The sequence below is a fragment of the Bacteroidales bacterium genome (assembly GCA_013141385.1).
GTDB lineage: Bacteria > Bacteroidota > Bacteroidia > Bacteroidales > Tenuifilaceae > UBA8529.
Map to the genome: position 1 here is coordinate 1 of JABFRB010000032.1, position 25,703 is coordinate 25,703.

25 protein-coding genes and 1 pseudogene are annotated in these 25,703 nt (G+C 34.0%); 4 read left to right on the forward strand and 22 right to left on the reverse strand.

Features of this window, described 5'->3' with window-relative positions:
* Nucleotides 1-54: 54 nt before the first annotated feature.
* From HOO91_16915 to HOO91_16930, 4 genes are all read left to right on the forward strand, one after another.
* A complete protein-coding gene (locus tag HOO91_16915; GenBank protein NOU19241.1) occupies nucleotides 55-720 on the forward strand; it encodes a hypothetical protein in 666 nt (221 codons plus the stop codon).
* A 357-nt stretch (nucleotides 721-1,077) separates the two neighbouring features.
* Nucleotides 1,078-2,145, forward strand: coding sequence for a hypothetical protein (locus tag HOO91_16920; GenBank protein ID NOU19242.1), 1,068 nt, complete (start codon nucleotides 1,078-1,080; stop codon nucleotides 2,143-2,145).
* Between the two features lie 629 nt (nucleotides 2,146-2,774).
* Nucleotides 2,775-3,200 carry a hypothetical protein gene (locus HOO91_16925; protein NOU19243.1) on the forward strand — a complete coding sequence of 142 codons (426 nt, stop codon included), beginning with the start codon at nucleotides 2,775-2,777 and terminating at the stop codon, nucleotides 3,198-3,200.
* 403 nt (nucleotides 3,201-3,603) lie between these two features.
* Nucleotides 3,604-3,996 (forward strand): hypothetical protein, encoded by a 393-nt coding sequence (locus HOO91_16930; protein NOU19244.1) that lies wholly within the window; start codon nucleotides 3,604-3,606, stop codon nucleotides 3,994-3,996.
* Nucleotides 3,997-4,058: 62 nt separating this feature from the next.
* Here the strand turns inward: HOO91_16930 and HOO91_16935 are convergent, their stop codons facing one another.
* From HOO91_16935 to HOO91_17040, 22 genes and pseudogenes are all read right to left on the reverse strand, one after another.
* A complete protein-coding gene (locus HOO91_16935; GenBank protein ID NOU19245.1) occupies nucleotides 4,059-4,826 on the reverse strand; it encodes a 3'-5' exonuclease in 768 nt (255 codons plus the stop codon).
* A gap of 182 nt (nucleotides 4,827-5,008) precedes the next feature.
* Nucleotides 5,009-6,139 (reverse strand): DNA polymerase III subunit beta, encoded by a 1,131-nt coding sequence (gene dnaN, locus HOO91_16940; GenBank protein ID NOU19246.1) that lies wholly within the window; start codon nucleotides 6,137-6,139, stop codon nucleotides 5,009-5,011.
* Between the two features lie 63 nt (nucleotides 6,140-6,202).
* Nucleotides 6,203-6,439, reverse strand: a complete 237-nt coding sequence (locus tag HOO91_16945; protein NOU19247.1) for a DUF2442 domain-containing protein — start codon at nucleotides 6,437-6,439, stop codon at nucleotides 6,203-6,205.
* A gap of 7 nt (nucleotides 6,440-6,446) precedes the next feature.
* Nucleotides 6,447-6,712, reverse strand: a pseudogene (locus tag HOO91_16950) (DUF4160 domain-containing protein).
* A gap of 180 nt (nucleotides 6,713-6,892) precedes the next feature.
* The gene (locus HOO91_16955) at nucleotides 6,893-7,897 is read right to left on the reverse strand and encodes a hypothetical protein (GenBank protein ID NOU19248.1); all 1,005 of its coding nucleotides are present in this window, start codon (nucleotides 7,895-7,897) and stop codon (nucleotides 6,893-6,895) included.
* An 8-nt stretch (nucleotides 7,898-7,905) separates the two neighbouring features.
* Nucleotides 7,906-9,606: a gliding motility-associated ABC transporter substrate-binding protein GldG gene (gene gldG / locus HOO91_16960; protein NOU19249.1), complete on the reverse strand. Its 1,701-nt coding sequence runs from the start codon at nucleotides 9,604-9,606 to the stop codon at nucleotides 7,906-7,908.
* Nucleotides 9,607-9,623: 17 nt separating this feature from the next.
* Nucleotides 9,624-10,355, reverse strand: coding sequence for a gliding motility-associated ABC transporter permease subunit GldF (gene gldF / locus HOO91_16965; GenBank protein NOU19250.1), 732 nt, complete (start codon nucleotides 10,353-10,355; stop codon nucleotides 9,624-9,626).
* A gap of 220 nt (nucleotides 10,356-10,575) precedes the next feature.
* Nucleotides 10,576-11,778 (reverse strand): SpoIID/LytB domain-containing protein, encoded by a 1,203-nt coding sequence (locus HOO91_16970; protein NOU19251.1) that lies wholly within the window; start codon nucleotides 11,776-11,778, stop codon nucleotides 10,576-10,578.
* A 15-nt stretch (nucleotides 11,779-11,793) separates the two neighbouring features.
* A complete protein-coding gene (gene lpxB / locus HOO91_16975; protein ID NOU19252.1) occupies nucleotides 11,794-12,915 on the reverse strand; it encodes a lipid-A-disaccharide synthase in 1,122 nt (373 codons plus the stop codon).
* A 19-nt stretch (nucleotides 12,916-12,934) separates the two neighbouring features.
* Nucleotides 12,935-13,228, reverse strand: coding sequence for a hypothetical protein (locus tag HOO91_16980; protein ID NOU19253.1), 294 nt, complete (start codon nucleotides 13,226-13,228; stop codon nucleotides 12,935-12,937).
* Nucleotides 13,209-14,030, reverse strand: coding sequence for a 5'/3'-nucleotidase SurE (gene surE, locus HOO91_16985; protein ID NOU19254.1), 822 nt, complete (start codon nucleotides 14,028-14,030; stop codon nucleotides 13,209-13,211). The genes HOO91_16980 and surE overlap by 20 nt, the downstream gene beginning before the upstream one ends.
* A 487-nt stretch (nucleotides 14,031-14,517) precedes the next feature.
* Entirely contained in the window at nucleotides 14,518-15,417 is a 900-nt protein-coding gene (locus HOO91_16990; protein ID NOU19255.1) for a prohibitin family protein, read from the reverse strand.
* A 115-nt stretch (nucleotides 15,418-15,532) separates the two neighbouring features.
* The gene (locus HOO91_16995) at nucleotides 15,533-16,357 is read right to left on the reverse strand and encodes a hypothetical protein (protein NOU19256.1); all 825 of its coding nucleotides are present in this window, start codon (nucleotides 16,355-16,357) and stop codon (nucleotides 15,533-15,535) included.
* Nucleotides 16,358-16,643: 286 nt separating this feature from the next.
* Nucleotides 16,644-17,231 carry a hypothetical protein gene (locus HOO91_17000; protein ID NOU19257.1) on the reverse strand — a complete coding sequence of 196 codons (588 nt, stop codon included), beginning with the start codon at nucleotides 17,229-17,231 and terminating at the stop codon, nucleotides 16,644-16,646.
* 312 nt (nucleotides 17,232-17,543) lie between these two features.
* Entirely contained in the window at nucleotides 17,544-18,227 is a 684-nt protein-coding gene (locus tag HOO91_17005; protein ID NOU19258.1) for a hypothetical protein, read from the reverse strand.
* A gap of 163 nt (nucleotides 18,228-18,390) precedes the next feature.
* The gene (locus tag HOO91_17010; protein NOU19259.1) at nucleotides 18,391-19,128 is read right to left on the reverse strand and encodes a hypothetical protein; all 738 of its coding nucleotides are present in this window, start codon (nucleotides 19,126-19,128) and stop codon (nucleotides 18,391-18,393) included.
* Nucleotides 19,129-19,281: 153 nt separating this feature from the next.
* A complete protein-coding gene (locus tag HOO91_17015) occupies nucleotides 19,282-20,007 on the reverse strand; it encodes a hypothetical protein (GenBank protein ID NOU19260.1) in 726 nt (241 codons plus the stop codon).
* Nucleotides 20,008-20,351: 344 nt separating this feature from the next.
* Nucleotides 20,352-20,558: a hypothetical protein gene (locus HOO91_17020; GenBank protein NOU19261.1), complete on the reverse strand. Its 207-nt coding sequence runs from the start codon at nucleotides 20,556-20,558 to the stop codon at nucleotides 20,352-20,354.
* 643 nt (nucleotides 20,559-21,201) lie between these two features.
* Complete coding sequence (locus HOO91_17025; GenBank protein ID NOU19262.1) at nucleotides 21,202-21,882, reverse strand: acylhydrolase; 681 nt, start codon at nucleotides 21,880-21,882, stop codon at nucleotides 21,202-21,204.
* 11 nt (nucleotides 21,883-21,893) lie between these two features.
* Complete coding sequence (locus HOO91_17030; GenBank protein NOU19263.1) at nucleotides 21,894-23,771, reverse strand: PAS domain S-box protein; 1,878 nt, start codon at nucleotides 23,769-23,771, stop codon at nucleotides 21,894-21,896.
* Between the two features lie 524 nt (nucleotides 23,772-24,295).
* Entirely contained in the window at nucleotides 24,296-24,946 is a 651-nt protein-coding gene (locus HOO91_17035) for a DNA repair protein (GenBank protein ID NOU19264.1), read from the reverse strand.
* Between the two features lie 112 nt (nucleotides 24,947-25,058).
* Nucleotides 25,059-25,652 (reverse strand): hypothetical protein, encoded by a 594-nt coding sequence (locus HOO91_17040; protein ID NOU19265.1) that lies wholly within the window; start codon nucleotides 25,650-25,652, stop codon nucleotides 25,059-25,061.
* Nucleotides 25,653-25,703: the final 51 nt, after the last annotated feature.

Here is a 25,703-nt window from a genome sequence, read left to right on the forward strand (position 1 = left end):
ATTAAAAATCTAATTATAAACAGGGAACATTATTCCCATTAAAACAAATACTTTATGAAGTTACCGTCAGAAAGTTCTTCGAGTGAGGTATTGGTTAACTACTCTGTTTACACATCGGTACGGGTGGCTGCTAAACATGGAACTAATCAATTATCTAACCCATTAGTTGATGCTTACGAAGCATTAGAAACAAAAATTACAGAACGAAAAAGGAAGACAAAGGAAAGTGCTGCAAAGCTGGCAATGCGCGACGAAAAAAACGATTGTTGCGATAATGCAATTGTAAATTTATCGTTGGAGCTCCTAAGTGCCACTGGAAACAATAGGGAGGATATTCGCTATAAGAGTTTATATACCAAAACTCCAAGTAGAATAACAGTACAACCAATTAAAGATAAATCGAGCGATATTAAAGTATTAATTCAAAAGCTTAGTACCAATAGCGGGGATGCTATATATGCAAAACATCTGCCGATACTACAAGCTGCCATAGCTGAACTCGATGAAGCAGAAGCAAGCTACCAAGCAGCATTGATAAACGAGCAAAGCAGCTACGATTTCGAAAAAGCATCCCAAGCAGCATTACGCAATACTTTAGTAAGAACCTACGGAAAGCTTATTGATATAGCCGGGAAAAAGAATGCAGATAACTACTTTAAGAAATCAGCCGATAAAAAGAAGAAAGAAACAAAGCAGGGAGAAAAACCCATTGAGCCTTGAGATAAATAGAATGATATAAAAGTTAAACCTTTTACGGAAATCTAATCTCATAGGATAACATTTCCGCCCTCGAAAGTGTCTGCACATTTTGATTTTTGCTCAAAGCCCCCCCGCAAAGCAAAAAACACAAAAGGAGCAGACACTTTTATTTTATCATATCTCCAATTTGATAAAATATAGAATATGATTGATTTTGAAACCCCAAAAAAGATAAAATCGCCTTTTGATAATTTATAATAAATCATTAAGTTTGATAAAGATTACTAAAAGGTACACAATACATTCCAATATGGGTTTATATATGTACTTTTAGTGTATATATAAACAAGTTGCCAGTAATTATAAAAATGAAGCCAAGTGCTAGAAATTAACCGAATATTGATTCAATTAAATAAAGCTGTTGATGCAGCTAACTCAGAATTTCCACAGGAAAGGGGAATAGCAATTACTCTATTTGATAACTTAATTGAAGTGCAACTATTCAAAAAAGCAGAGATTATATTTTTATTTGATAGAACTACTTGGTACAAAGGGAATAGGAAATTTAATTATAAAACTCGAAATAGTTCTTTAGGTTATTACGATTCATTATTAAAATTTTCCAAAAATAATGGAATAATTACAGAGAGTGATTTTGAAATTCTAAAATATGCACACAGTATTCGGAATTCAGTATTTCACAATGGCGTGTTGAATAATCTAAAATTAGATTTAGCAATTTTAATTTTTTATGACTTTGTAAATAGGAATATAACAAAATGGGGAAGTCCCCTCGGCTTGATATGCTATAAAAATTCGCCCGGGTATGAAAAAATAGATTTTGGACAGGGGTTAGGGAAAAATAAAATTTCATTAGGCCATAAAGATTATTTTGATGAAGCGGTAGGTTATATCCTTGGTAAGATAAAAATTCGGTCAGGTTTAAATGAAAAGGTACAAAATATATTAGAAACACAAATTGAGAGAATTAAAGACTCAATTGAATTTATAAATTCAGAATCTAAAACTCTAAATTTTTACGATGTTCTTGGGCGATATTGGTATTTAAATGATGATTTCTTTAATTTTTATAAATCAGGTCGTAATCCTAAAAACCTTGATAGTATTTTACTTTTGTATGGTTTTTTACGAGAAAATAAAGAGTACTTAGATGATATTGAAGAATTAAAAAGGAGACAAACTAAAGGTAAAAAACTTTTAAGAAAATATCGTTCACAAAAAAATGAAAAATACCCACATTGGACAGATATTAAAAATATTGAAAAGCGAATTTTAAAATTGAATGGACTAGAACCTGATAAAGTTTTAAAGAATTTAATAGATATAGAAAATAAGATATCTTATTTATATTCAGATTTGGATCAAGCAAGTTCAGATTTAGATTTATATATTCAAGAATTAATTGATATTGAGAGAGAAAAATAAATAACTACTGGCAATCGAGTAGGCAGCCGATGGGCTAAAAGCCTATCGGAGAGCCTCCCCGCTCGCCGAAGTTTAGCGAAGCGTAACTTCGTCGTAATTAACCGAACGAATCCCGAAGGGATCGACGAAGTCAACTGAGCTCATCGAAGATAAATAGCGGTCTTAAATCGCACCAATACCAAATTAAAATTCCCTTGCAAAGCAAAAAAACAAAAGGAGCAGACACTTTTGTTTTTCACATCTCCAATTTGATATAATATAGAATATGGCTATTTATAAAAGACCAAAAAAGATATCAATAATGCTGGTTAAAATTTATTTATGAACTGTCAGGACATAAAAGAAGTAAAGCCACTGAGATTTATATAGATGTAACAGAAAAGAGTAGCAGAAAAATTCGATCTCCATTAAATGATTTAATAATTTAAACTACTTTTGGTATAGAAATATTATACCATAACAATGGTACAATATATACCAAATATTGTTGTATATATACCATTGGGTGGTATATATAAACGAGTTAGCGGCAATAAAAACAGCAGTATGGAGAATCGAACAGAACTAATATTTTCTAATACGACTGCTGTAAAACTTTTGAGATTTAAATAAATTAAAGGATAATAATTATGAATACAAAAAAAACTTTTCAAAATGAAAAGATTAATGTAAAGATAATACTGTCAGCTTTATGGGTTGCAGTAATGTTTATCTATGTTTATGCTGATATTAAGACACTTTTTCAACCTAAGATTCTCGAGCAGATTATCTCAGGAATCGTGGCTGGAATGACAATTAACCAAGGTTTTTTATTTGCAGCAGCTATATTAATGTCTATTCCTGCAATTATGATAATACTCTCACTGACATTAAGACCAAACATAAACAGATGGGTTAATATTATTATTAGTTTTTTATTTATTATTCTGATCATTATTTCACGTTTTGTGCCAGGCAAAATATGGTACTACTATATCTATTATCAGTCAATTGAAGCAATTTTTCATTTTCTAATAATTTGGTATGCATGGAGATGGCCAATACAAGAAGAATAATAGAGAAATTAACAAAATAAAAGATAGATACACGACCGCACAACAACGCCTATCTGTCATTGGGGTTTTACAGTGAAGTTGTTCTTTCGTAGCACGTTTGCAGGTTTGTGGTGGCGGAAAGTTTACAGCTTCGAAGTCCCCCCGTTAAGTGGAGGCTGTAAAAACAAAAATGATTGGGTTGGGCGGTCGGCTGTGCCGCCGTCCACCTATTCCTCCCGCTCGGCATTCTAAGACATAAGCAAATAAAATAGAATAATTATTTTTGTATTGCCAAATAACGACTGGCGGAGCCAAACTCCCAAACACAACAAATAAGCAAAACGTTAGCGTGTCATAATAGAAGAAATAATAACTTTCAAAATAATTTATAGAAGAGCAATTAAACAAGCATTAATATAACAGTATGAAGAACAAAAAAAGCACTTATATAATTGTTTCAATTTCCATTTTCGTTGGACTATTACATTTCGTTATTGGTCCTGATTATCAAGGAATTTTCAAGCATTTTGTTCGTGGATATTTAATTGACATTCTGCTACCTATGAATCTATACTTATTGATGCAAATATCACTAAGAAAGAACATATCAGTTAATAAAGCCCGAATCATAGGTGCAATAATCACTGTTGCTTTTGGAACAATGGTAGAAATATTACAACTTTATAAAATTGAATTTTTTGGCAGCACATATGACCCCTGGGATATTCTTATGTATACAATTGGAGTTGGTTTGGGTATTGTATTTGATTTGACAATAATTGACAAGTTTGAAAAGCAAAGACAGAAAAATGAATAATTACGAACCCCGTTCAGCGAAGCGTAACTTCGTCGAGCTGAGGGAAATTATTAATTTCCAATCTATTTCTGCTTCATCTTCAAATAAATATTTGTGAGTACCTTCTTTGTATAAAGGGGGAACTCGCCATTCATCATCCATCCGTAATAGCTGGGTTCTTTTTCCAGCACTTCAACTACCGATTTGCCTTTATGCTTTCCAAAGTTGAATACCTCAACACCCTTTTCATCAATTATGATTCGTCCTAAAAAATCAACGTTTTTGGTTTGTGCGCTAAATTCGGCAAGAAATTCGACATCATTCTTAAGATCTGTATATTTATCAAGTTGAGACATAAGCACCTCATAGGTTGCATAGGAGTCGGCACCTGCATTATGCGCATTTTCTATTTCCTTATCACAATAAAACTTAAGTGCCGCACCTAGAGTTCTCTTTTCCATCTTATGAAAGATGGTTTGAACATCAATAAATTTACGCTTTCTAAGATCTAAATCAACCCCAGCACGAAGAAACTCTTCCGCAAGTAGTGGAAAGTCAAATTTATTTGAGTTAAACCCTGCAAAATCGCACCCTTCAATAAAATTCGCCAATGATTTTGCCACCTCTTTAAACAAAGGCTCGTTCTTTATATCTTCATCTGTAATGCCGTGAATGGCAGTAGTCTCAGGAGGGATTGGCATTCCAGGGTTTACCCTTTTAACTTTTAGTTCCTCTCTCCCATCAACATGAATTTTAAGAACAGCAATTTCAACAATTCTATCTTTTATTACATCAATACCAGTGGTTTCGAGGTCAACAAAAACGAGTGGATTTTTAATATTAAGTTTCATTGATGGACAGTTTACTAAATAGGGTAAAATTTGTTACAATTTATAAAGATAAAAGGCTGTTTCAAAACCCGAATATTATTGATTATCAGCGAAACGAAGAATACTTAAAATTCAATTTATTACTTCGCTCAGACAATACGATATTAGTTTTGAAACAGCCTTAAAATATGTTTGTTAAAAAATTAAGCACTAATCATCATTGGCATTAAGAGCATCAAGATGTCCTCATCTGCATTCTCATTAACCAATGGGAAGATTAAACCAGCCCTTGAAGGATCTGAAAGCGATAGAACCACATCAGAAGTTGATATATTCGCTAAAATCTCAATAAGGAAAACAGATTTAAATCCGATTTCCATCTCATCACCATCGTATTGGCATTTAAGTCTTTCGTAAGCTGATATTGAGAAGTCGAGATCCTGAGCCGAAACCGTAAGCTGATTACCGCCAAGGCTTAATTTAATAAGATTACTTGCCTGATTTGCATAAACAGCAACCCTACGAAGTCCATTATATAACTCAACCCTATCAATTGAAAGTTTATTTGGGTTATCAGCAGGTATAACTGAGTTATAGTTTGGATATGAACCTTCTACCAAGCGACAAACTAATGTGTAGTTTGACATGGTAAATAGGGCGTTCTTATCATCAAATTCTAAGATAATTGCACCTGATTCTTTTCCAAGAATATTTTTAAGTAATGCTGCTGGTTTTTTTGGAAGGATAAATGATGCTTCGGATTCCGATTGAACATCTTTACGTCTATATCTAACCAACTTATGAGCATCAGAAGCTACAAAAGAAAGGCTATCAGTAGCTAATTCCATAAGGATTCCATTCATTACAGGACGTAACTCATCATCGGCGGTTGCAAAAATGGTTTTTGATATTCCGCTTAAAAGAAGATCCGCTGCTACTTTAACTGTAACCTTACGATCTGGTTTAAGTTCGGCGCGTACTGGGAAATCTTCTGCAGGTTGCCCAACAATATTAAATTGTCCATTCTCAGAGTTAACAACAACTGCAAGGTTTGTGTTATTAATATCAAAAGTTAAAGGTTGCTCGGAGAATTCCTTAAGAGTATCAACAAGAATACGGAAAGGAATAGCGATAGAGCCCTCTTCCATAACATTTTCGAGATGTAACCGGGTGGATAGGGTGGTTTCCAGATCCGATGCGGTTATCTCAAGCTCATTCCCCTCGAGCTTGAAAAGAAAATTATCGAGGATAGGCAGGGTGTTTTTATTGCTAATTACCCTACTAACAATGCTAAGATGACTTAACAGTTCGGTACTTGAAACTACAAATTTCATCTGATATATTTTTAAATGATTATTTAAAGTTAAATGTTATTTGAAATTTATTTTTACCCCAAATTATATCTTTTCACTTAAAGCATAAAGAGTTTCTGGGTCAAAATCTGCTTCATTATCCCATTCAATAGTATCAAAACTTAAATGAACAGTATTAAACTTATCTACATTTCTAAGTTCCTTGAATATACCCTGATTTAAGTATGGATTCATATCGAATTTTCGCTTTTCACCATTTTCAAAAGTAAGCAAAAGCTTAAAATTATTAATCGGTTCAACTTTTTTAACAGCTAAATACATTACAATTTTATTTAAGTGGTTCAATAGTAAAAGGTTTCTCACCATTTTGGCAAAGTTTCCAATCGGCTATTAACTCATCTTTATGTATCTCAATCCATGCTAAAACTAGTTTAATTTGTTTAGTAGGCAAACTTCCCTGTATTAAATCTCCATTAATAATCTCAATTCGGCTGTACTATCTTGATAATACACATGAATATGCGGTGGGTTATGTTCGTTAGGTGCGTAATACATCCTCACAATAATTCCAAAAAACATTGACAACGTTGGCATATCCAATTTTTATACAACAAAGATACAACTCATTTAATCCTATTTCAAAACTCTTTCTCAAACTCTGATTTAAAAACACACTCTATTTCCAATCTCTTTATCTTTGATAATCAAAGAAATCACCTCTCAGAATTCACGAGTCAATAATACAAATTTTTATGCACAAGGGCAAAGGTATATCTAGTTTTTCAATCTAAAAGACGATAAGTCCTTAAGTACAGGGTCAAATGCCACATAATTAGCAATGGCTATGATTGCATCATTGTTAAAAGAAATATACAATCGATTAAGATCGAACTTAACTGTTCGTCCAAATTCATCCCTATATTCGTCAACCGGGATTGGATACGTTTTTAGAACAAGTTTGTTTCTGTTTGTAAGGGTAATTGTAAATATTTGTTCGGGTTGGGATAGAACAATAGCGGCTCTCTCTTCTACTGAGGACTTATTCAGAAGTCTTTCATACGATAAATCACTCAAACCAAAAATAAAGTTGACAACGCGGGAAGTATCAAATTTACTAACATTCTCATCAAAATAGGTGGCTTTTAGGTGAACGCCTTTTTCATCCAATGAAACTGAAAATGATTTTTCGGGGCTATTAGGTATTTCGACATCGATATGCGATATCTGCTTAATATCAGCAATAAACAGCCGATTACTTTTCCAATAATCAGGATCAATTACAAATAGTGATGATAAATCACCCTTGAAACCTGGTAACTTGAGCGTATATGCCGTTCGATATTTCTTTAGTTTTCCAATAGCCCCCAAGTCCAAAGTTTTTGTTGATAGTACAGAGTACGATTTTACAATCTCATCATCATTAAATAGTTCAACGCTTAAACCATCTGATGAAATTAAATCTGATAAACTATCGGAAACAGCTTTTGGAAGAGTGGATCCTATATCTACTAGCATTAAAACCTTCATTAACGCCTTTATGGCATCTGTTCTTGTAGAGATAGTATTATTTAGTAGCCATCCCCGCTCTGTACGGTTTAATGTAATTGTAATTGAGTCTTTACTGAGAACTATTTTATTGATAATAGATGTGTCGGCGATAGAAAAGTTTTTGCTAGCAGGGTTAATTGTTCCCGATTTGTAATGGAAAATAAAGAAATAAAGGGCAATACAACATAGGATGAATAGCCAAGCGTATCTTTTTAAAAATTTTTTAATCATTTCAGTTATTACCGTGTAAATTGTCTCTTTCTAAAATAAAGCCAAATCAAGCCACCAAAGATAAGTAGTGCAGAAGGAACAACAAGGTTAAATAGCTGCCAAGCAAATCTCGATTCGGAAATTTTTTGTTTGTCGAGCATACGAAGCTTAAAATCTCGAGTTCTAAGATTCATAAACCCAATATTATCATCAAGATATTTCACCATGTTTATCACTAAATCCTTATTTCCAAAGGTTTGCTTAGTGTAACGATCATAACCAAGGGGAGAAACATAAGCTCCATCGGGTCTGCGCCTAACTTCGTTTCGAATAATATCGGCATCAGAAATAACAATCATTCTAGTAAAAATGCTGGAAGGCTTAAACTCAAAAGGATGTTCGTGATTGTATTTTGATAAAGGTCGATTCTGAAATGCTGATTCAAAATTTCCCTCTAAAAGAACCGCCACAGGTATGTTTGAGCGATTGAATTCTCGTTCATTGAGTTTTCTACTCACCTCCGCCAAATTAACTAGTAATGGAACATTAAGCGTTCTTGAGTATCTTGAACTTGCAAGTAGAACTGCTTTTTTAACGCTACTGTTTCCTCCAACGGTATCAATAGGGCTAACAAACTGTGCCCTAATCATATTTAAATTCCTTGTAATCGGACTACTGCCTGATGCTGACATCAATGGGTAATATACCCAAGGGGATGCAACAAACTTTGAACTCTGTCCAGGTAAAGATGTATTAACGGGAATTATTGCACATTGAATGTCTTGAATCAATGAAGGATTAAGGCGGACGCCATAACGAAACAATTGATCATCAAGATTATGTTGATTCATGTACGCCAATGTTGATGAACCTTGCGAAAGGCTATCTATACTAACAGTAACAGGATCAACAAACCATAGCACTTTTCCACCTCGCATAATATACTGATCTATAACCAGTTTATCGGCTTCGGGCATTGGTTGCTGGGGACCAGCAATAATCACTACGTTATATGGATCGAGAGCCTTGATATCGCCATTAATTTCTACTCTGTAGGTATCATAATATTCTGATAGTTTTTTATCAATATCGCCAGATTCATATTGATCCAACTCGCCATGACCCAGAATGAAAGCAAGTTTTGGAAGTTTCTCAGTACTTAGCTTAAGGATGGCATCAATAAAATAGAACTCAAAGTTTTGAATGGACAGGTTTATATTTTCATCGCCCGAAAGCGCAGGGTTATTATGGAGAAGGTTTACTGAAATTTCCTTTCCCTTAAAGGAAAGGATTGCACCGGGGTATAACATTCTCTGCGTATTTCCACCCTCTTTATCGCGAACCTGAATGTTTGTTGGTTCGAGTCCTTTGTCAATTAAATCTTTAAAAATTGCATCGCGTACTTTAGGGTTTGTGCTTTCTGATGGGTTAATAAACTCGTACTGAATATTCTCTCCACTATAAACTCTAAACTCATCCAAAGTTTCCTTTAAAGATTTTTGCATCCGTTTAAAACCAATGGGCATATCCCCATCAAGATAAATCTTTACGTAAACAACATCTTTTAAATCCTTTAAGGTATTCTTTGATACCTCCGAAAGGGTATATCTTTTTTCTGATGTAAGGTCGATTCTCCAGTAAATAAAACTAGATATATAGCTGATAATAATAACTGAAGTAACTGCAATTATGAGCTGAACAATATTTCGATTCTTAACGGATTTCGACATAACCCTTCTGTTAAATATTACCATTTTCTGCTTTGAATTCTAACCCGTGTAGCGATAATGAAAATGGATGATAAGCATCCAAAGTAGATAACATCTCTAGTATCAATCACCCCACGACTTATTGAGCCATAATGCTCATTGATGCCAAGTTGAACTAATAAATACTTGAAATCGGTGAAAAGCCCAAGCGAAGCTAATGAATCGAACCCGCTAAAAATAAACAGAGATATAATAATTGCAAGGATAAATGATACTATTTGGTTATCGGTAAGGCTAGATGCAAAAACTCCTATAGCAGCATAGGCCGAAGCCAGAAAAAACAACCCGATGAACGAGCCCCAAGTTCCACCAGTATCAATATTACCAATAGGACTTCCTAGGAAGAATATCGATATAAAAAAGATTAGCGAAGGAATGAGTATAAGCAAAACGAGTAGAACCGAGGCAAAGTATTTTCCAAGTACAAGCTTTAAATCGCTAATGGGTCGGGTTAGGATTAACTCAATTGTACCACTCTTTTTTTCCTCAGCAAAGGTTTTCATGGTTATAGCGGGAACAAGAAAAAGGAATACCCAAGGTGCTATGATAAAAAGAGTCTCCAATGTGGAGTAACCACTATCGAGAACATTTAAAGAGCCGGGGAATACCCACATAATAAGACCATTCACCACTAAGAAGAATGTTGCGGCTATGTATCCTGTTAATGAAGAGAAAAATCCACTGACCTCTTTTTTAAAAATTGCGAACATTTCCTTCTGGTTGATTTTATTATTGTCTGCAATAATACCTAATAAAGAATAAACAACCCAAATTGTCATTCCTGCGAACCGTTAGCTCATGAGCGAAGCGAATAATGCAGGAATCTATTTCTTTTAATAGATTCCGGGACTTCGCCCGGAATGACATTAAGTTTCTTTTTTATTTTAGGTATAATGGCAGATATACATATTTTAAAATTCTATTTCTTGACTACTTCTTCTCCGTTTGCACAATGGTTGAGTCCTTATTCTCAATAATCAAATCTGAGGATCGAGTTTGATCAACCTCGCTGATATTTACAATCTTTACTTTTCTATAGTAGTAATTGATAATCTTATCGTATTTCCAACCCCTTGATGCCATTTGCATTGCTCCCTCCTGACAAAGACCAACCCCATGACCATAGCCACGTCCATCAATTCTTATAATATTCTTAACAGCGGTTACTGAAAAAAACGCCGAACGGAGTTTAAAATTGCTCCGTATTTGAATTGTAGGTATTTTCTGATTTGCAATAGGATAGTAAACTGGTCGTTCCTTGGGTTTAAAATCATACTGCTTAATATCAGTTATGGCTGTAGTATCAACACCTTTCGATTGAAGGAATTTCTTCCATTTTCCGAGCGGAATTTTCATCTCCCAACTGGCATTTCGTGTGCTGGTACAATACCTATCCTCTACTGATACTAAATATGATTTTGGGATAAGCCAAACATCCTGTGAGTTAGCAGTAAAACCACCGCAATTTGAATGGAATGCAGCGGTTATAAATTGCATTGTGGTGTCTACAATTACCAGATCTTTTGTAGCTACAGTTGCTGTATAAATATCTTTATCAAAATTCATTTTTCCTTTATACGCTTGGCAATGCGTTCCATCGCAAAGATTGAATCCTTCGCCTTTATGCTTTTCGAGATGAGCCAATGCAAAAGTTCGAGCAATTAGCGATTGGGCTTTGTAGAACTCTTCATCTTTATTTGGTCCAGATTCTGCCTCAACCACAGATGCGATATACTTTTCTCGGTCAATCATATTTATAACCATCAGCCTATTGAATTCCACATATAAGCTGATATTATCGCTGTAGTTCCTAGCAGGAAATGATGGAAGTATGGGTTTAACCCGAATGGCATCATTATCAGTTTGACCTACAATTGAAATTCTTGCCCATGTTCCTAAATTAGAGTTAGCATCTCGAACAAGGATAGAATCACCAACCCTACTCAAATAGACTATTTGATCTGTTCTGAGCTGAATTTCATCCTTTCCAGTAATAAGTTTATAGCTACCTTCTGTTGGTGTTACCAAAACTGTATTCAAACTCAAATCGTTGAAAAGGCTTATACTTACCTTCTGTGAATAAAGGTTTGTGCAGAGCAAAAGACTTAAAGTAACCAATAAAGTTCTATTCATTGCCGAAAATTGAGTTTATTGTTTTAAAAGGTTAACCACTCGTGCCCCAACCCGTTCCGAAGAACCCTCGCCGCCTAAAATCTGCCTTAGTTTGGAGAAATCATTCAGCATATCGTCCCTCTGCTTGCAACCGGGTAGTAGAACGGATGCCTCATTGTAGAGCCTGTTGACATTAAGATCGTATTGCTTTAGCTCCTTTACCACCTCGCGATCCATAATCAGGTTAACTAAAGAGATATATTTAACCTTAATCACAATCCATGCAATTAGCATTGAGAAGAACCCTCCCTTGTAGCAAACAACTTCGGGAACGTTGAGTAATGCCGACTCAAGGGTGGCTGTACCAGATGTTACCAACGCCAAAGTGCTATGTCTGAATAGCTGATAGGTTTGCCCAAACACAATTGAAACGGGTTTGCCTTTAAAATAGGGTTCGTAAACACTTGCGCCAAGTGATGGTGCGCCGGCTATAACGAATTGGTAATCGGGGAATCTATCAACCATTTTTAGCATTATGGGTAGGTTGTACTTAATCTCCTGCTTCCGGCTACCCGCAACCAGTGCAACTATTGGTTTGTTTGGCAGGTTATTCTGCTTAATAAACTCGCCGAACATCTGGTTTTTATCCAACTTAAAGTTAATGGCATCAATTGAAGGGTTTCCCTGAAAAATTGGTTCAATTGAATGTTTCCTGAAATAATCTATTTCGAAAGGGAATATGATGAAAAGTTGATCAACATAGCTCTTCAATATTTTTACTCTTGATTCCCTCCAAGCCCAAACCTTTGGGGCAATGTAGTAGAATACCTTTAGGCCTGATTCTTTAGCAAATTTTGCAATTCGAAGGTTAAAACCGGGATAATCTACCAGAATAACAACATCGGGTTTGTAGACCATTATATCCTCCTTGCAAAGGCGAAGATTCTTAGAAATTGATTTGATGTTCATCAGCACCTCAACGAATCCCATGAATGCCATTTCACGGTAATGCTTTACCAAATCTCCCCCCTGAGCCTTCATTAAATCGCCTCCAAAAAAACGGAATTCCGCATTCATATCCTGTTTTCTAATTCCGCGCATTAGGTTGGATGCGTGTAAATCGCCAGAAGCTTCACCAGCAACAAGGTAGTACTTCATCTTTTATAATTATTTTATACTAAACGAATATCTTTAATCCAAAAACTAAAAGAGCCATAATAATTGTTGCAGCAAGCACTCCTTTGGCTGCGCTAAGTTTATCTATCCAAATAAATATGAAAAAAATAGCCACATTGGGAATAACCGCTAAGCTAAGAATCTGTGAAGAAAAACCTTTTGTTAGTATCATTTCGTAGAATGAAATCAAACCTTTATGTGAAAATCCAAAGAAATAGATCCCAAAAAAGGTTATGCCGGGCACAATAATTCCCAAAACAAGGCCAATCCATTGTTTATCGATTTTTTGCAGCATATTTTTGATCCTGATTATTAAAACTCCATTGATTTAACCTTTCTATTTCTTTATAATTTGTAAGATCGGTGGTTATTGGCACAATAGATATATAACCGTTTGCTAATGCCCATTCATCTGTATCAATTGCATCGGGTTCGTTATTATGAAAATAACCTGTTAGCCAAAAGTATTCCTGCCCACGAGGATCGGTTCGTTTGTCGAATTCTTCCCTCCATATCCCATTATTCTGCCTACAGATTTTTATTCCTTTAATCTTTTCAATTGGCAATACTGGAATGTTTACGTTTAGGCACGATCTGTTCGATAATCCATTCTCAAGAACACTTTCAATTATCGATTTTCCAAAATGCACCGCGGCAGAAAAATCGGGATTGTTACCGTAATCGAGCAATGAGAAACCTATTGAAGGGATATTGTAAAGGCTACCCTCAATTGTTGCAGCCATTGTTCCTGAGTAGAAAATGCTTACCGATGAATTTGAACCATGGTTAATTCCCGAAAGAATCAAATCGGGTGGATTTGTGAATAGCTGATTCATTGCCAGCTTTACACAATCAACGGGAGTTCCATTAACCGAGTAGAGCTCAACATCATCGGTTCTTGAGCGTTTCTTTAATCTCAGCGGGGTTTTAATTGTAATGGCATGTGACATCCCTGAATTGCCCTCATCAGGAGCAACTGCTATAATTCGCCCAAAAGGTTTAGCCATTTCGATTAATGCCTCTATCCCTTTTGCACGAAATCCATCGTCGTTTGTTACCAGAATTACCGGTTTTCTTGTTTCTGTATTATTCCCCATCACGTTATCAATTGACCTGCAAAGATATTTAAATCAACTTATGCTGCAATATAAAAATGGTTGATTAACTTGAATATGTGATTAAACTCGTGTCCATTTGGGTGTTTAAATCCTTCGCTTTGTTCAGGATTTAAATATCTAAAAAACAGATATTTCACTTTATTCAGCATGACAAAGCAACAATCTAATGGTGAACTGAGAATCAGCATATTATACCTACATCGAATTCACGTTAGGCTTAATAAACAATGGTTCGGTAATCTTTTTGGTAGATTTTTGTGACTTGGTGACTTAGTGGCTTTTAATATTTTTTGGCCACCAAAACTCAAAAGCACCAAATTGCACCAAATCAGTAATTCAAAAATATCGGTTAAAAATTTACCGAACTATTGATAAAGATGTTTTAAAGAAACTTTATATAAAAACATCAGAATTGCATAGATACAACCCTGATGTTTATTGATTTTATCTCAAATTAAATGTTTTTTTACTTATCCGGATTAAGAATAATTGGCATAGTCTTTTTTGTATCCATAATAATTAACTTAGCATTGGGTGATGTTGCAATTGCCTTGATCATTTCGTACTGAAGCTGTTTATCACTAAGCCCAGTGCTTAATATCTTCTGATAATCGGCAATACCTTGTGCTTCCACACGTTTACGTTCTGCTTCCTGTTTTTCCTTTTGAAGAACGAAGGTCATTTTTTGTGCATCCTGCTCAGCATTTATCTTCGATTCAATGGTTGTTTTAACCGATTCGGGCAGAGTAAGATTTCGAACCAGTAGCTGCTCAAGGAATAAACCTCTTTCCTTAAAATCTTTATCGATGGTACTAAATATTCTTGCCTGAAACTCATCCCTTTTGGTTGAATATAAAGCAATAGCATCGTAATACACAGCATTGTCCCTAATTTTTGTTCTACAAATAGGTCGAACTATAGTGTTCTTATAATCGGAACCTATTTCTTTTAGAATTCGGGGCGCCTCGGTTGCAACAACCCGATATAGAACGGTAAGATCTACAACTACCTCAAGCCCATCTGCCGATAATACACGAATGGCATCATCGCCGCTTAGATCTCCCTCATCGTGCTTACCCGACATGGTATAGTTCTGAGTTTTGATATTGAATGGAACAACCTCAACCAAAGGGTTAATAAAATTCAAACCGCTTTCAAGAGTAGTATTATTAACTTTCCCGAATAGCTTTTGAACTCCTACTTCCCCTGGCTCAATTTGAACAAGCGAAGCGACAAGTCCGCCAATTACCAATATTGCAATACCAACAATTTTTACAACGGAGCTGTAAATCCGAACCTGAGGATCGCCCTTTGCAAGGGCAAAACCGATTACGATTACAATAATCCCAATTACTATTATGTACATAGTTTCTGATTTTAGTGGTTAAATAATATGTAAAGATACTTAAAGAAAGAGGGTTTTGCCTTAATATACTCTAAAAATCACACCTGTTCACTTAAATCAAATTGGGAAGCAGCTATTACTCTTTTAAGTAATCATTTGTTTTTACTAGCTTATACTCAGGAGAGCATTCAATCAAATAGTTTAAAATATTTAAATGTCCAGCGCCATAAATTACTAAAATTCTATCTGTAGGTTTTGCGTTGATTTTTTGTATATTTCTAAAAATCCTCAAATTTCTATTAAACCACCAACCCGTAACAAAGTCTGCTCCAAATAGCTCATTGTCTTTAGTTTTGTATTTAAAAACGCCAATTAAATAATTTCCTAAATCCTTTTTAATACTGTTATCGTCATTCATTTGAATTAATTCGGGCAGAATACCTTCCGATTTAAAGACCTGTTTTGGAGAGAAATGTATTAAAGTATCCGGATTTTTATAAAAGAAATTCATAAATCTGCTAGCCTCAATGCTATCTTTACCTTCCAGTACCCTTTTAATATCCTCATAATCCTTTCCCCACTCGTTAATACAATATAATTTTTCAATACCCAACATTTTTGCAAGCCTGAAACCAATTTGCTTTTCTTCGCTTCGTCCTAATTGGTATTCGCCTTGTAAGAATTTATTGTAAAGCGAATCGTATTTTGCCTGTTCGGATGGCTCTCTTTCAATAGCAATAATGGTAGGCTTAAATTTTGCAATTTTACCAACAATATCCTCTATTTCCTGTTGGTATTTGGGTTCTAGAACATCAATCTGATCATTTACTTCGATTTTTTTTACATCGCGATTCGGAAAGCTGAAATGGAAAGTTCCCAACATTAGTACTTCAGTTTTTTGAGACTGCCCAAAAGCCGAAAGAAGTAAAAGCGATAAAGCGGTTGTAAGATAAATTTTCATAGTTTTTTTCTTCTAAAGACATCTATTTCTCAATTTTGTTGCATAGTGCTTTGGGAAATATTGGACACTGGTTTTGTATTAAATTGAGGAGTGAACTTCGATGAATTCACATTATGTTAGGAATACTTTGCCAAGCTTTTTATATCCTAATATATCGCAAAATGCGATATTGAGGGAGGATGGTGTTTAATTTCTAAGAATTTGAAGGGTATATAAAAGGAAGGAAAAGTGTTTTATGGTAAGATTTCCGAATTTTTTAAAAAGTTCGGAAATCTAGGGTTTACCCTTATTTCTTTTCCCCTTTTTCAATTTCTACTAAGCCATTCGAGTTAATCCGTCCTGTTAATTTTTCTTCGGAACTAGCATCGAATGTTACATTACTTGTATCAAACGGTTGAATGGTTGCCTTTAATTTAGAATAGGAAAGAATTGATAAATCCTTCCCTATTATTACGCTATCAAAACAACTTTCAGTATCAACCCGTGGATTCGTGAGACAATTGCAAGTCGAAATAATTTCTTTTGATATCAATTTACCAGATTTGTCGAATGTTATAATACCCGGATAAAGCATATCACCAGACTCTCCAAAAAGAAATGCAAAATAATTTGTTGTATCTGGAAAGCAATTAATTATTGTAAAACAAGAACTAGAAAACACTAATGAATCTGGTGTTGAAGCATCTAAGTGATAACCTTTAATGTGATTTCTGGTAGCATCAAACACATAAGGTAGTGCTATAAACTTTGTTTCATGTATTATATGCCTCAGTCTATTTAGTTTTATTGCCTGACTTTTATTTTGGATTTTTGGATTTGTACAAGAAATTAGTACAACTAATAAAATCGATGTAGAGATAAGTGTAGTTTTCATTATTATTTAATTTTATTCTTAGGTTATTTAAACTCTAGCAGGACCTTCGGACTCTGCTAGGTTATCCAACTTGTTTGACCTTCCAGATTCGTAAGAACTGGAAGCGTCAATTGTAAAATTGTTAAGTCAACCCACATTAATTTATATGCTCCCAACTCTTTAAGTAAAACAAAATAAAAAACTATTCCTTTTCCTTTAATTTTATTGTTAATTGCTTTATGGTAAGAACTCCGATCTTTTAAAAGGTTCGGAAATCTAGGGTTTATGTGTTGGGTTTAATCTTTAGCATAGTGCCGCTGTTATGTGCATGTGCTATTTTGTGATACACCTACAATTGTCTGTTCCAGACATTCCCATTCTTAGCCCAAACTCTTTGCTAAAAACGCTAAGAATATTTGACATTTGCTGGCATTCTTCGAATTCATTCTCATAAACATCGGGGCAATTATACCAATAAAATTTGTATTTGTTCTTAGTAGCATACTCTACATAAAAGGTATAACCATCCGATACTTTATTTTTCCATCCTTTTATGTCCGATTGTGCAGGAAGTTTATAGATATCCTCCTTTTCTATTGCAGTAAAAAATGTTTTCCAATTCGTTTTGGGTTCTAATTTCTTAACCCCAAATGTATCGATTGAAAAAGCCTTTGCATAGTCCAACATATTAAGGTCGGGACTCCATTTGGCTGTTTCAACAAAGTTATAGTTTAAGCAAATCCATTTGTTATCTATTTTCTTAATTATGAAAACCTGCCCTAAAGGCATTACTTCAACCTTTGCCCATAAACGTAATTCGAGTGAATCGGAACCATTCTCAAGCTGATTGAGCATTAATTCTTGAGCGGCCTTCTTTTTCACCTCATAAAAGATATCTGGTTGATGAGTTGCCGAAGTATCAGGCAATTCTATTTTAAATATCGGTTTATCCCTGCCAATATTATTACATGCAGATAATGCTACAATCAGAATTAATAATTTCGAGAGATGTTTCATTTTGATAGCATTGTACATTACTAAATCATAAGCCAAACTATTCCTATTCCTTTAATTTTATTGTTAATTGCTTTATGTATTGGGTTTAACTTTAACTCAGAAGTTTAGAACTCCAAATGCGTTATCAGCTCAAATACAATAAATACACTGTTAGCAAACGTAATTATTGGTTTAGGAAATTTCTTATTTTGTTTTTTTCTTTTTCTGAATAAGGAGTTGAATAGTTGTTGTCGCCTGAAAAATTAACAGTTCGAAACAATTCTTTCTTATATATATTCATCACTTTCTTAGTAAAACCGTAAACTTGGATATTTGGTAAAATAATTTCATTTGCCTTATAGTGAATCCAATAATAGGTGTCATAAATCTGGCCAATCTCATTTTCATAGAGAACCAACATATGAATGCAGAATTTGTTATTAATTATGAATTGTGGACTATAGTCTATCCCAGTATGAAAAGTGTCTGTTGGATTAATGTCCTTATATAAATGTTGCCTTTGAAACGAATTAAACTCATTTAGTTTTTGCCTTATAATTGGTACTTCTGATAGTGTATCAGCAACAAAACAACCAATTATTTTTGCAGTATGATTCCCGATATTTGCACCTTTAATCTTAATACTTAATTTAACTTTTACTGGTAAATTTCCAATACTATCTGAAAAATCTAAATTCTTTTTTATTGGAAGAGAATCACATGATAATTCTATTCCTATCACTTCAGGATTTGAAAATTTAAGTTTTGGTCTATATTCAATCGATGTTAATTTATAGTTTGTTTCTTTTAATTCATTTTCAGATGAGCAAGATTTCCAAGTTGAAAAGATTGCTAATCCAAAAGCTAATCCTGAAATTAATAAAGACCCAAGATTTATTTTATCTAGTTTATCCTTTCCCATTTGTATCATTATGTTTGCTAACGTTTCGTGGTTGGGACAATTGGGGAGTTAGCTGCAACTATCTCGTCCCACGGTAAAAACATACTAAAATAGTAAAAACATTTGTATCTGCATCATCCGCCCCAATTGGATTTGCCACGTGTTGGCAGCAGTTTATTTTTTTATTATTACTATGCTAAATTTTATGGTATCAATAATATTTCCGTAAAACTCATTGCATCCAACTTCAAATGTTTCATTTGTTATCTTCCATATTTTAACCATTGCATTTGATTCTGACACAGGTATTACTAATGGAGATGTATCAAAAGCAGGTAATTTATCTCCTAAATTTGTCTTTAAATCAGCAAAATAAAATTTCTTCATGGTAGTATCATTCTCATTAAATCTAAATTTAATAGAATTCACAATGTAAAAATTCTGTTTAATAATATTTTTACTATTAATGATGTCAATTTTGTTTTTTAATGAATTCAAATTGGTGTTATTCTTCTTAACTTCTGAATCGAATGAGGATAAATTATTTGAAATGGACACTGTTTTTACTTCTAAAGTGCTTACGATAGAGTCCTTGTCTCTGATATTTCTTTCAGTGTTTTTTATTCTTGATTCTACAGGTAATAATTCTTTGTTTAATTCAGTTTTTATCTCTCTCTTAGCATTTTCAAGGGAGTTGTAACCAAGAATACCAGCCAATGCTACAATTACAGAAAATATCGCAACTAGAAATTCCATTTTATATTTGAGTTCAAAGTATTTTGAATCATTTAGTTCTTTGTTCTCAGATGTCTTTTTAGATTTCAGTTCTCTTAATGATAGTATATTCCAAATACTAAAAACTGATAAAGCCACTAAAGTAATTATCAAAATAATTATCATAGGTTGTATGTTTTAAATTGCTGCCAACTTATTTATGCATATACCAAAAGTATATTTATACATTAAATTTTAATGGATACGTATACCTTCTAGTATATTATATATTCAAAGTTAACCAAAATAATAAACCATCAAAAGGAAATTTGATATTTTGGGTTAGAATGTAAATTGGTTTCTCACTCCCCCACCCTCACACTTCATCTTCCTAAATCCAAAATTCACTCGGCTAAATTCCCAAGTCACTTTTCTACATTCAAACCATTACTTTCTACATCGAAAACATTACTTTATATATCCAAAGTATTACTTCCTACATCGAAAGGATTACTTCTTACATTCCCAAGTCATTTGCCTACATCGAAAGCATTATTTTCTACATCCAAAATATTGCTTCCTACATCGAAAGCATTACTTCTTACATTCCCAAGTCGTTTTCCTATATCGAAAGCATTAGTTTTTATATCCAAAGTATTACTTCCTATATCGAAAGCATTACTTCTTACATTTCCAAGTCGTTTTCCTATATCGAAAGCATTAGTTTTTATATCCAAAGTATTACTTCCTACATCGAAAGGATTACTTCTTACATTCCCAAGTCATTTTCCAACATGGAAAAATTCCAGTAAGACTCAAACCAAATAGGGGTGGGTGAATAAACCCCAACCCTTTAAATAAGTAGCTATGATAGTTGGCTTGAGGTTTGGAGAAATGACTTTACAACAAAAAATCGCAAAATGCGATACTGGGTTTTACCAACTGTTTTGTTTCTACAGGACAGTCCCGCTAGGGACGGGATATCGGTAAAAGGTAATATGAGGGTTTTTAAGAATCCCGATAGGAATGAGATATACCCCTATCAGGGTTTGAAACCCTGACAGGGGTTAGATAGTTTCATCCCGATGGGATTTAATGATATTGGGGATGTTTTTTGGTTTTACCGATATGTTGTCCCTACCGATAGGAATGTTAGATGTAGTAATTGTTCAATTTCCGCTAAAAATAGCCCCAACTCCTTAAACAAAGTACTATAATTGAGTGATGTTGTAGTAATGTTTTTTGATTGTTGGTGTAAAATATATCGCAAATTGCGATATTGATGTAAGGATGTGCTAAACAAAACATCAGTTATGCCTAAGTTGAACCGTGTAAATTAATTGATGCTTAATTTTAAGTAAGTTCATTATTCTATAAGGTTTATTTCTGAGCCAATGCTTTTTTTATTGCCTCTTCGGCAAGTGGTGACATTATTTTATATCCTAGTAAATTTGGGTGAACACCATCCTCGGAGTACTCTTTTTTAAGGCCTTTTAGTTCGTCTACCATCGATGAATAGTAATCGAGGTATATTATCCCGTTTTTATCAGCATAGTTTTTTATCAGCTTGTTTAGTTCAACTATTTTTTCTGCCGGATTAAGTCCCGGTTTCCAAGGGTAGTCAAAAGCGGGTAGAACTGAACAAAGTATTACTTTTATATGGTTTGCTATTGCGAGTTCAGCCATGGAAACTATATTATCCATTATCATTCCCAGAGTTGATAGCCCTGTATTACCAGCAATATCATTTGTACCTGCTAGTATAACTACAACTGCTGGTTTAAGGTTTATTACATCGGGTCTAAATCTAATCAGCATTTGAGGTGTTGTTTGCCCGCTAATTCCTCGATTTATATATGATTTTCCCGAGAAAAAACTGGGGTAAATATTCCCCCAACCCTCTGTAATTGAGTTACCCATGAATACAATTCGGTTTTCCTCTGGCGAAGGTAATCCGAGTTTTATGTTTTCGTATTTGTAGCGATTTAAATCCGCCCAATCTTGAGCCTCTGAGAGTTCTATCATAAATATTAATAAGAGTGCACTGAAAATCCATTTCATATTTTTAAAACTTAGCTAGAAATAACGGGTATTGTAAAACTAAAGGTACTCCCTTTCCCATACTGGCTATCCACTGATAATTCTCCGCCATGTCTTTCTATAAATTGTTTACAAAGTATTAATCCTAAACCAGTACCATGCTCACCTAATGTTCCCTTAGTTGTGTTTAATTGTGAAATGTCAAATAGTTTATTTATAGTTTCAGTATTCATGCCCACACCATTATCTTTAATTGAAAATCTAAAATATTTAGGCATTTGCTCAACAATTAAATCAATCTTGCCATCCAAGTTGGTGTATTTTATTGCATTTGAAATAAGATTTCTAATTACAGTATTTATCATATTCATATCGGCAACAATCATCTGATTTCCACCTGCATAAAAATTAAGAGTGATATTTTTATTCAATAAAGAAAGCTTAAATTTTTCAATTATTTCATTACACAAAGTTGAATAATTAAAAGATTGAGGTGAATAATCTATTCGACCTGATTGCGACAATGACCATGTTAAAATATCTTCTAATAAATTATATACTTTTTGTGCTGAATCGTTAATAATACAGAGCTGTTTTTCAATTTTGTCTACTTCGTATGTGCGTATGTTATTAGTAAGCAATTCCAAAAAACCAAGAATTGAATAAAAGGGATTTTTAAGGTCATGAGATAAAATTGAAATAAAAATATTTTTGTCGGAATCAAGTTTTTTAAGTTCAATATTTTGTTGATTAATTAAAATTTCGTCCTGCCTACGTTTTGTAATATCACGGGTAACAAATGCAAACAATTCATCGGACATAGGTATGGGTGCAACACTTACTTCTGTCCAAATTTGACCTCCATCCTCTTTCAAAACTCCAACAACAACGTTTTGAACAATTTTTTGCTCACTCATCGCAATATAACTTGGAATTTCCTCTGGCTTCATTTCAACACAATCGGAATTAAGGTACTTCCATTTCCTGTACGCACCATTTCGAAGACCCTCTTCGGATATTTGTAAAATCTTTCCTAATGCAGAATTAAATTCCAAGATTTGCCCATGTTTGTTTCGAATAGAGACACCCACAGGTAAAATATCAAAAAGTGTATGCCATTTCTCGGCATATAACTTTAGGAAATTTTCGTCATGAGTACGTTTGGTAATATCGCGAATATTTGCAATTACAATTTGCTGATTATGTACTTCTATGTATGAAACATTTATTTCTACTGGGAAAACTTCGTTATTCTTTTTCTTATGATAACGAATTGGAATTTGATTAATAGGATTCTGAAATACCTTGACTGTTTCCTCGGGTTCTGCCGAAACTATAGTGTTAGGTTTGCCAATTAATTCGTTATGATTATAACCGTAAATTGATTCGACTCTATTATTTACATCTAAAATAGTAGAATCTGTTTTATTTAAAATAAATATTGGGTCGGGTGACAGGTTAAATAATGTTTTAAACTTTAATTCACTTTCTTCTGCTATGAGCTTTGCCGCAAGTATTTCTTTTTCTGCAATCTTACGATTGGTAATATCAAGAGATGTAACAACCAAACCAATTACTTCATCGTTATTGCTTTTTATTGCACTTAAGGAGTTTTCAACATAGTGGATTCCATCGTTCCACGGCAATTCACTTTCCACTATTAAATGTCCATCATTAAAACATTTGTCGTAGCTATTTTTCCAAAAATCAAGAAATTCCTTTGGGTATTCGTCGGGCAAAACATTTTGACCTACTGACATCTCTTTGCCCCCTGCGGCAACCAAGGCGGACTGGAAAGCTTTATTTGCAAATAGCAAACGATAATCAGGGTCAATAGCCCAAATTATTCCTTTAGAGTTGTTTATTATCAACTCTAAAAGTTTTAACTGACTATATTTATTCTTATCCATATTGAAAATTTTTAATAAAACCCCAAAAAGGATAACGAAAAGAACATCTTACAATTATTTAGTTAAAGGTAAACTAATTTTCAATTACATTTTCCTGAAATAAATAAAATGTGTATCCGCTTAAATAACAAAATCAAACCTTTGCGCTGTCATTGCCTTACGGCGAACTCGCAAAATACGCTCGGTTCCTGCGAATGCAGGAATCCCCTTTTTTATATCCAGATTAGCATTGCTGAACTCTCTTCGTTCGGTTCCGGGACTTCGCCCGGAACCGAGTTTACGAGCTCGGCGGAGCCAATGACAGTTAAGTTTGCTTGTTGAAATAGTAATCTAAACGGATACTCATAATAAATAAAATGGGATGGGGTGATATAAAAATTTCATTTAACATTTGTCCAAAAAAAATAGAGAGAGTTATCTACAACTCTCTCGTTGCTCATAAACAATAAAGTAAATTAGGAATTACTTTCGTGTTTTAAATTTACGCCCTGATTGTGTTTTGGGGGTTGTTTAAGGTATGGGCTTTAATCTATTTTTAGCTGTTCTATTTCTTCCTTGGACAAGCCGCTATATTTCATAATTTTTTCAATCGACTCGTTTTCAGATTTCATTTTCTTAGCAATCTCAATATTTCTACCGCTTAAAATCTTTCCTTTCTCCCTATTGATAGTTTCCTCAACAATTCTTTCTCCCTCTTTTCGTGTACGTTCAATAAGGTCAAATCTGGGAACCCATTTTGTACTTTTCTCTATTTCTGCCAATAACCCTGTAACAGCAAAACTCTTGAACGTTTTTTCTGAAATTAGCATGAAGTCTATAACCTTTATGTTTAGAATACGTCCAACTTGTAAAAGCCTATCTGTTACGTCCCTATCGGATTCCGTTGGGTCTAAACTGCCGCCAGCATGATAACGTACCAATATTACATTGGCAGAACCTTTCATTACTGCCCAACGAAATATTTCCATAGGTTTAATAGAGGTTGCTTTTACGTTTCCAGTACTAATTAATTCAAAGTATTGCAACCTGCTATCCTCATCAAGGCCTATCATCCAAAAGTATTCTTTTTTGGGATCTACCTCCTCTTCGTGCAAGAGGACTTCCTTCATCACGCTATATATATCGTCAGTATTTAGGGTGTCTAAATTTTGCTGGTCTTTGAGTTCTGATTTCATAGTGCTAATTTTTATGTTCTCTGTCAACAAATATAGGAATTTCTTTTTATTAGGGTGGTAAATTGTTTTACGTCTGCCAAAAGACTTACCGTCACGTGCATTATCATCTTATTTATTTGAGCCCTAATTTACTATTTTCTTTTAATAATTCTATAGATTTTCCCAATCTGCTAAGAATTGTTTCTTCCCTTTTGGCACTGGTAATCCAAAGCACATAATGTTTTTTGTGAGTTTGGGCAAGATTATTGAAATTTGCAAGGGCTGGTTCATTTTTGGCAAACTCTTTTATGATAAAATCTGGAACATCTAACTCCTTTTTATGCTTCTCGTTTTTTAAATCGTTGTTTTCCCAGTTAACGCTACCTGTTTTTACGTAAATATCAATCTTTTTAAGCCCTTCTTCGGTCATCCTACCCTCTTTAATTAGCGATGTTACTAGTTTCTTGTTTATTTCGGACCATTTTGTTTTGTTTGTTCTTGGTGTAAATTTTCTAGCATATTGATCGTTATCGATTCTTTTTATTAGGCTATCAATCCAACCAAAGCAAAGTGCTTCTTCCAAAGCTTCGTTATATGCTATACATTCGATATTTACATGTTTTTTATAGAAGATAATCCAAATACCAAGGCTCTTATTATGATTAACCTCTAACCAATTCCGAAAAGATACGCGGGTACTAAAGTGTATTTGTTCAAGTTCTTTCATATTAGTTTTTTTTTAGGATTGCCGATATTATTTGAGGATTAATACCGCCAA

What these genes read in the sequence shown, in the direction of transcription:
- HOO91_17030 (NOU19263.1), bottom strand. Translation starts at nt 23,771, where the DNA reads ATGGATAAGAATAAATATAGTCAGTTAAAACTTTTAGAGTTGATAATA.
- HOO91_16925 (NOU19243.1), top strand. Translation starts at nt 2,775, where the DNA reads ATGAATACAAAAAAAACTTTTCAAAATGAAAAGATTAATGTAAAGATA.
- HOO91_16980 (NOU19253.1), bottom strand. Translation starts at nt 13,228, where the DNA reads ATGCTGCAAAAAATCGATAAACAATGGATTGGCCTTGTTTTGGGAATT.
- gldF (NOU19250.1), bottom strand. Translation starts at nt 10,355, where the DNA reads ATGTTCGCAATTTTTAAAAAAGAGGTCAGTGGATTTTTCTCTTCATTA.
- dnaN (NOU19246.1), bottom strand. Translation starts at nt 6,139, where the DNA reads ATGAAATTTGTAGTTTCAAGTACCGAACTGTTAAGTCATCTTAGCATT.
- HOO91_17025 (NOU19262.1), bottom strand. Translation starts at nt 21,882, where the DNA reads ATGAAATGGATTTTCAGTGCACTCTTATTAATATTTATGATAGAACTC.
- HOO91_17000 (NOU19257.1), bottom strand. Translation starts at nt 17,231, where the DNA reads ATGAAAACTACACTTATCTCTACATCGATTTTATTAGTTGTACTAATT.
- HOO91_16970 (NOU19251.1), bottom strand. Translation starts at nt 11,778, where the DNA reads ATGAATAGAACTTTATTGGTTACTTTAAGTCTTTTGCTCTGCACAAAC.
- HOO91_16955 (NOU19248.1), bottom strand. Translation starts at nt 7,897, where the DNA reads ATGATTAAAAAATTTTTAAAAAGATACGCTTGGCTATTCATCCTATGT.
- HOO91_17010 (NOU19259.1), bottom strand. Translation starts at nt 19,128, where the DNA reads ATGGGAAAGGATAAACTAGATAAAATAAATCTTGGGTCTTTATTAATT.
- HOO91_16930 (NOU19244.1), top strand. Translation starts at nt 3,604, where the DNA reads ATGAAGAACAAAAAAAGCACTTATATAATTGTTTCAATTTCCATTTTC.
- lpxB (NOU19252.1), bottom strand. Translation starts at nt 12,915, where the DNA reads ATGAAGTACTACCTTGTTGCTGGTGAAGCTTCTGGCGATTTACACGCA.
- gldG (NOU19249.1), bottom strand. Translation starts at nt 9,606, where the DNA reads ATGTCGAAATCCGTTAAGAATCGAAATATTGTTCAGCTCATAATTGCA.
- HOO91_17015 (NOU19260.1), bottom strand. Translation starts at nt 20,007, where the DNA reads ATGATAATTATTTTGATAATTACTTTAGTGGCTTTATCAGTTTTTAGT.
- HOO91_17005 (NOU19258.1), bottom strand. Translation starts at nt 18,227, where the DNA reads ATGAAACATCTCTCGAAATTATTAATTCTGATTGTAGCATTATCTGCA.
- surE (NOU19254.1), bottom strand. Translation starts at nt 14,030, where the DNA reads ATGGGGAATAATACAGAAACAAGAAAACCGGTAATTCTGGTAACAAAC.
- HOO91_16915 (NOU19241.1), top strand. Translation starts at nt 55, where the DNA reads ATGAAGTTACCGTCAGAAAGTTCTTCGAGTGAGGTATTGGTTAACTAC.
- HOO91_16945 (NOU19247.1), bottom strand. Translation starts at nt 6,439, where the DNA reads ATGTATTTAGCTGTTAAAAAAGTTGAACCGATTAATAATTTTAAGCTT.
- HOO91_16990 (NOU19255.1), bottom strand. Translation starts at nt 15,417, where the DNA reads ATGTACATAATAGTAATTGGGATTATTGTAATCGTAATCGGTTTTGCC.
- HOO91_16935 (NOU19245.1), bottom strand. Translation starts at nt 4,826, where the DNA reads ATGAAACTTAATATTAAAAATCCACTCGTTTTTGTTGACCTCGAAACC.
- HOO91_17040 (NOU19265.1), bottom strand. Translation starts at nt 25,652, where the DNA reads ATGAAAGAACTTGAACAAATACACTTTAGTACCCGCGTATCTTTTCGG.
- HOO91_17035 (NOU19264.1), bottom strand. Translation starts at nt 24,946, where the DNA reads ATGAAATCAGAACTCAAAGACCAGCAAAATTTAGACACCCTAAATACT.
- HOO91_16995 (NOU19256.1), bottom strand. Translation starts at nt 16,357, where the DNA reads ATGAAAATTTATCTTACAACCGCTTTATCGCTTTTACTTCTTTCGGCT.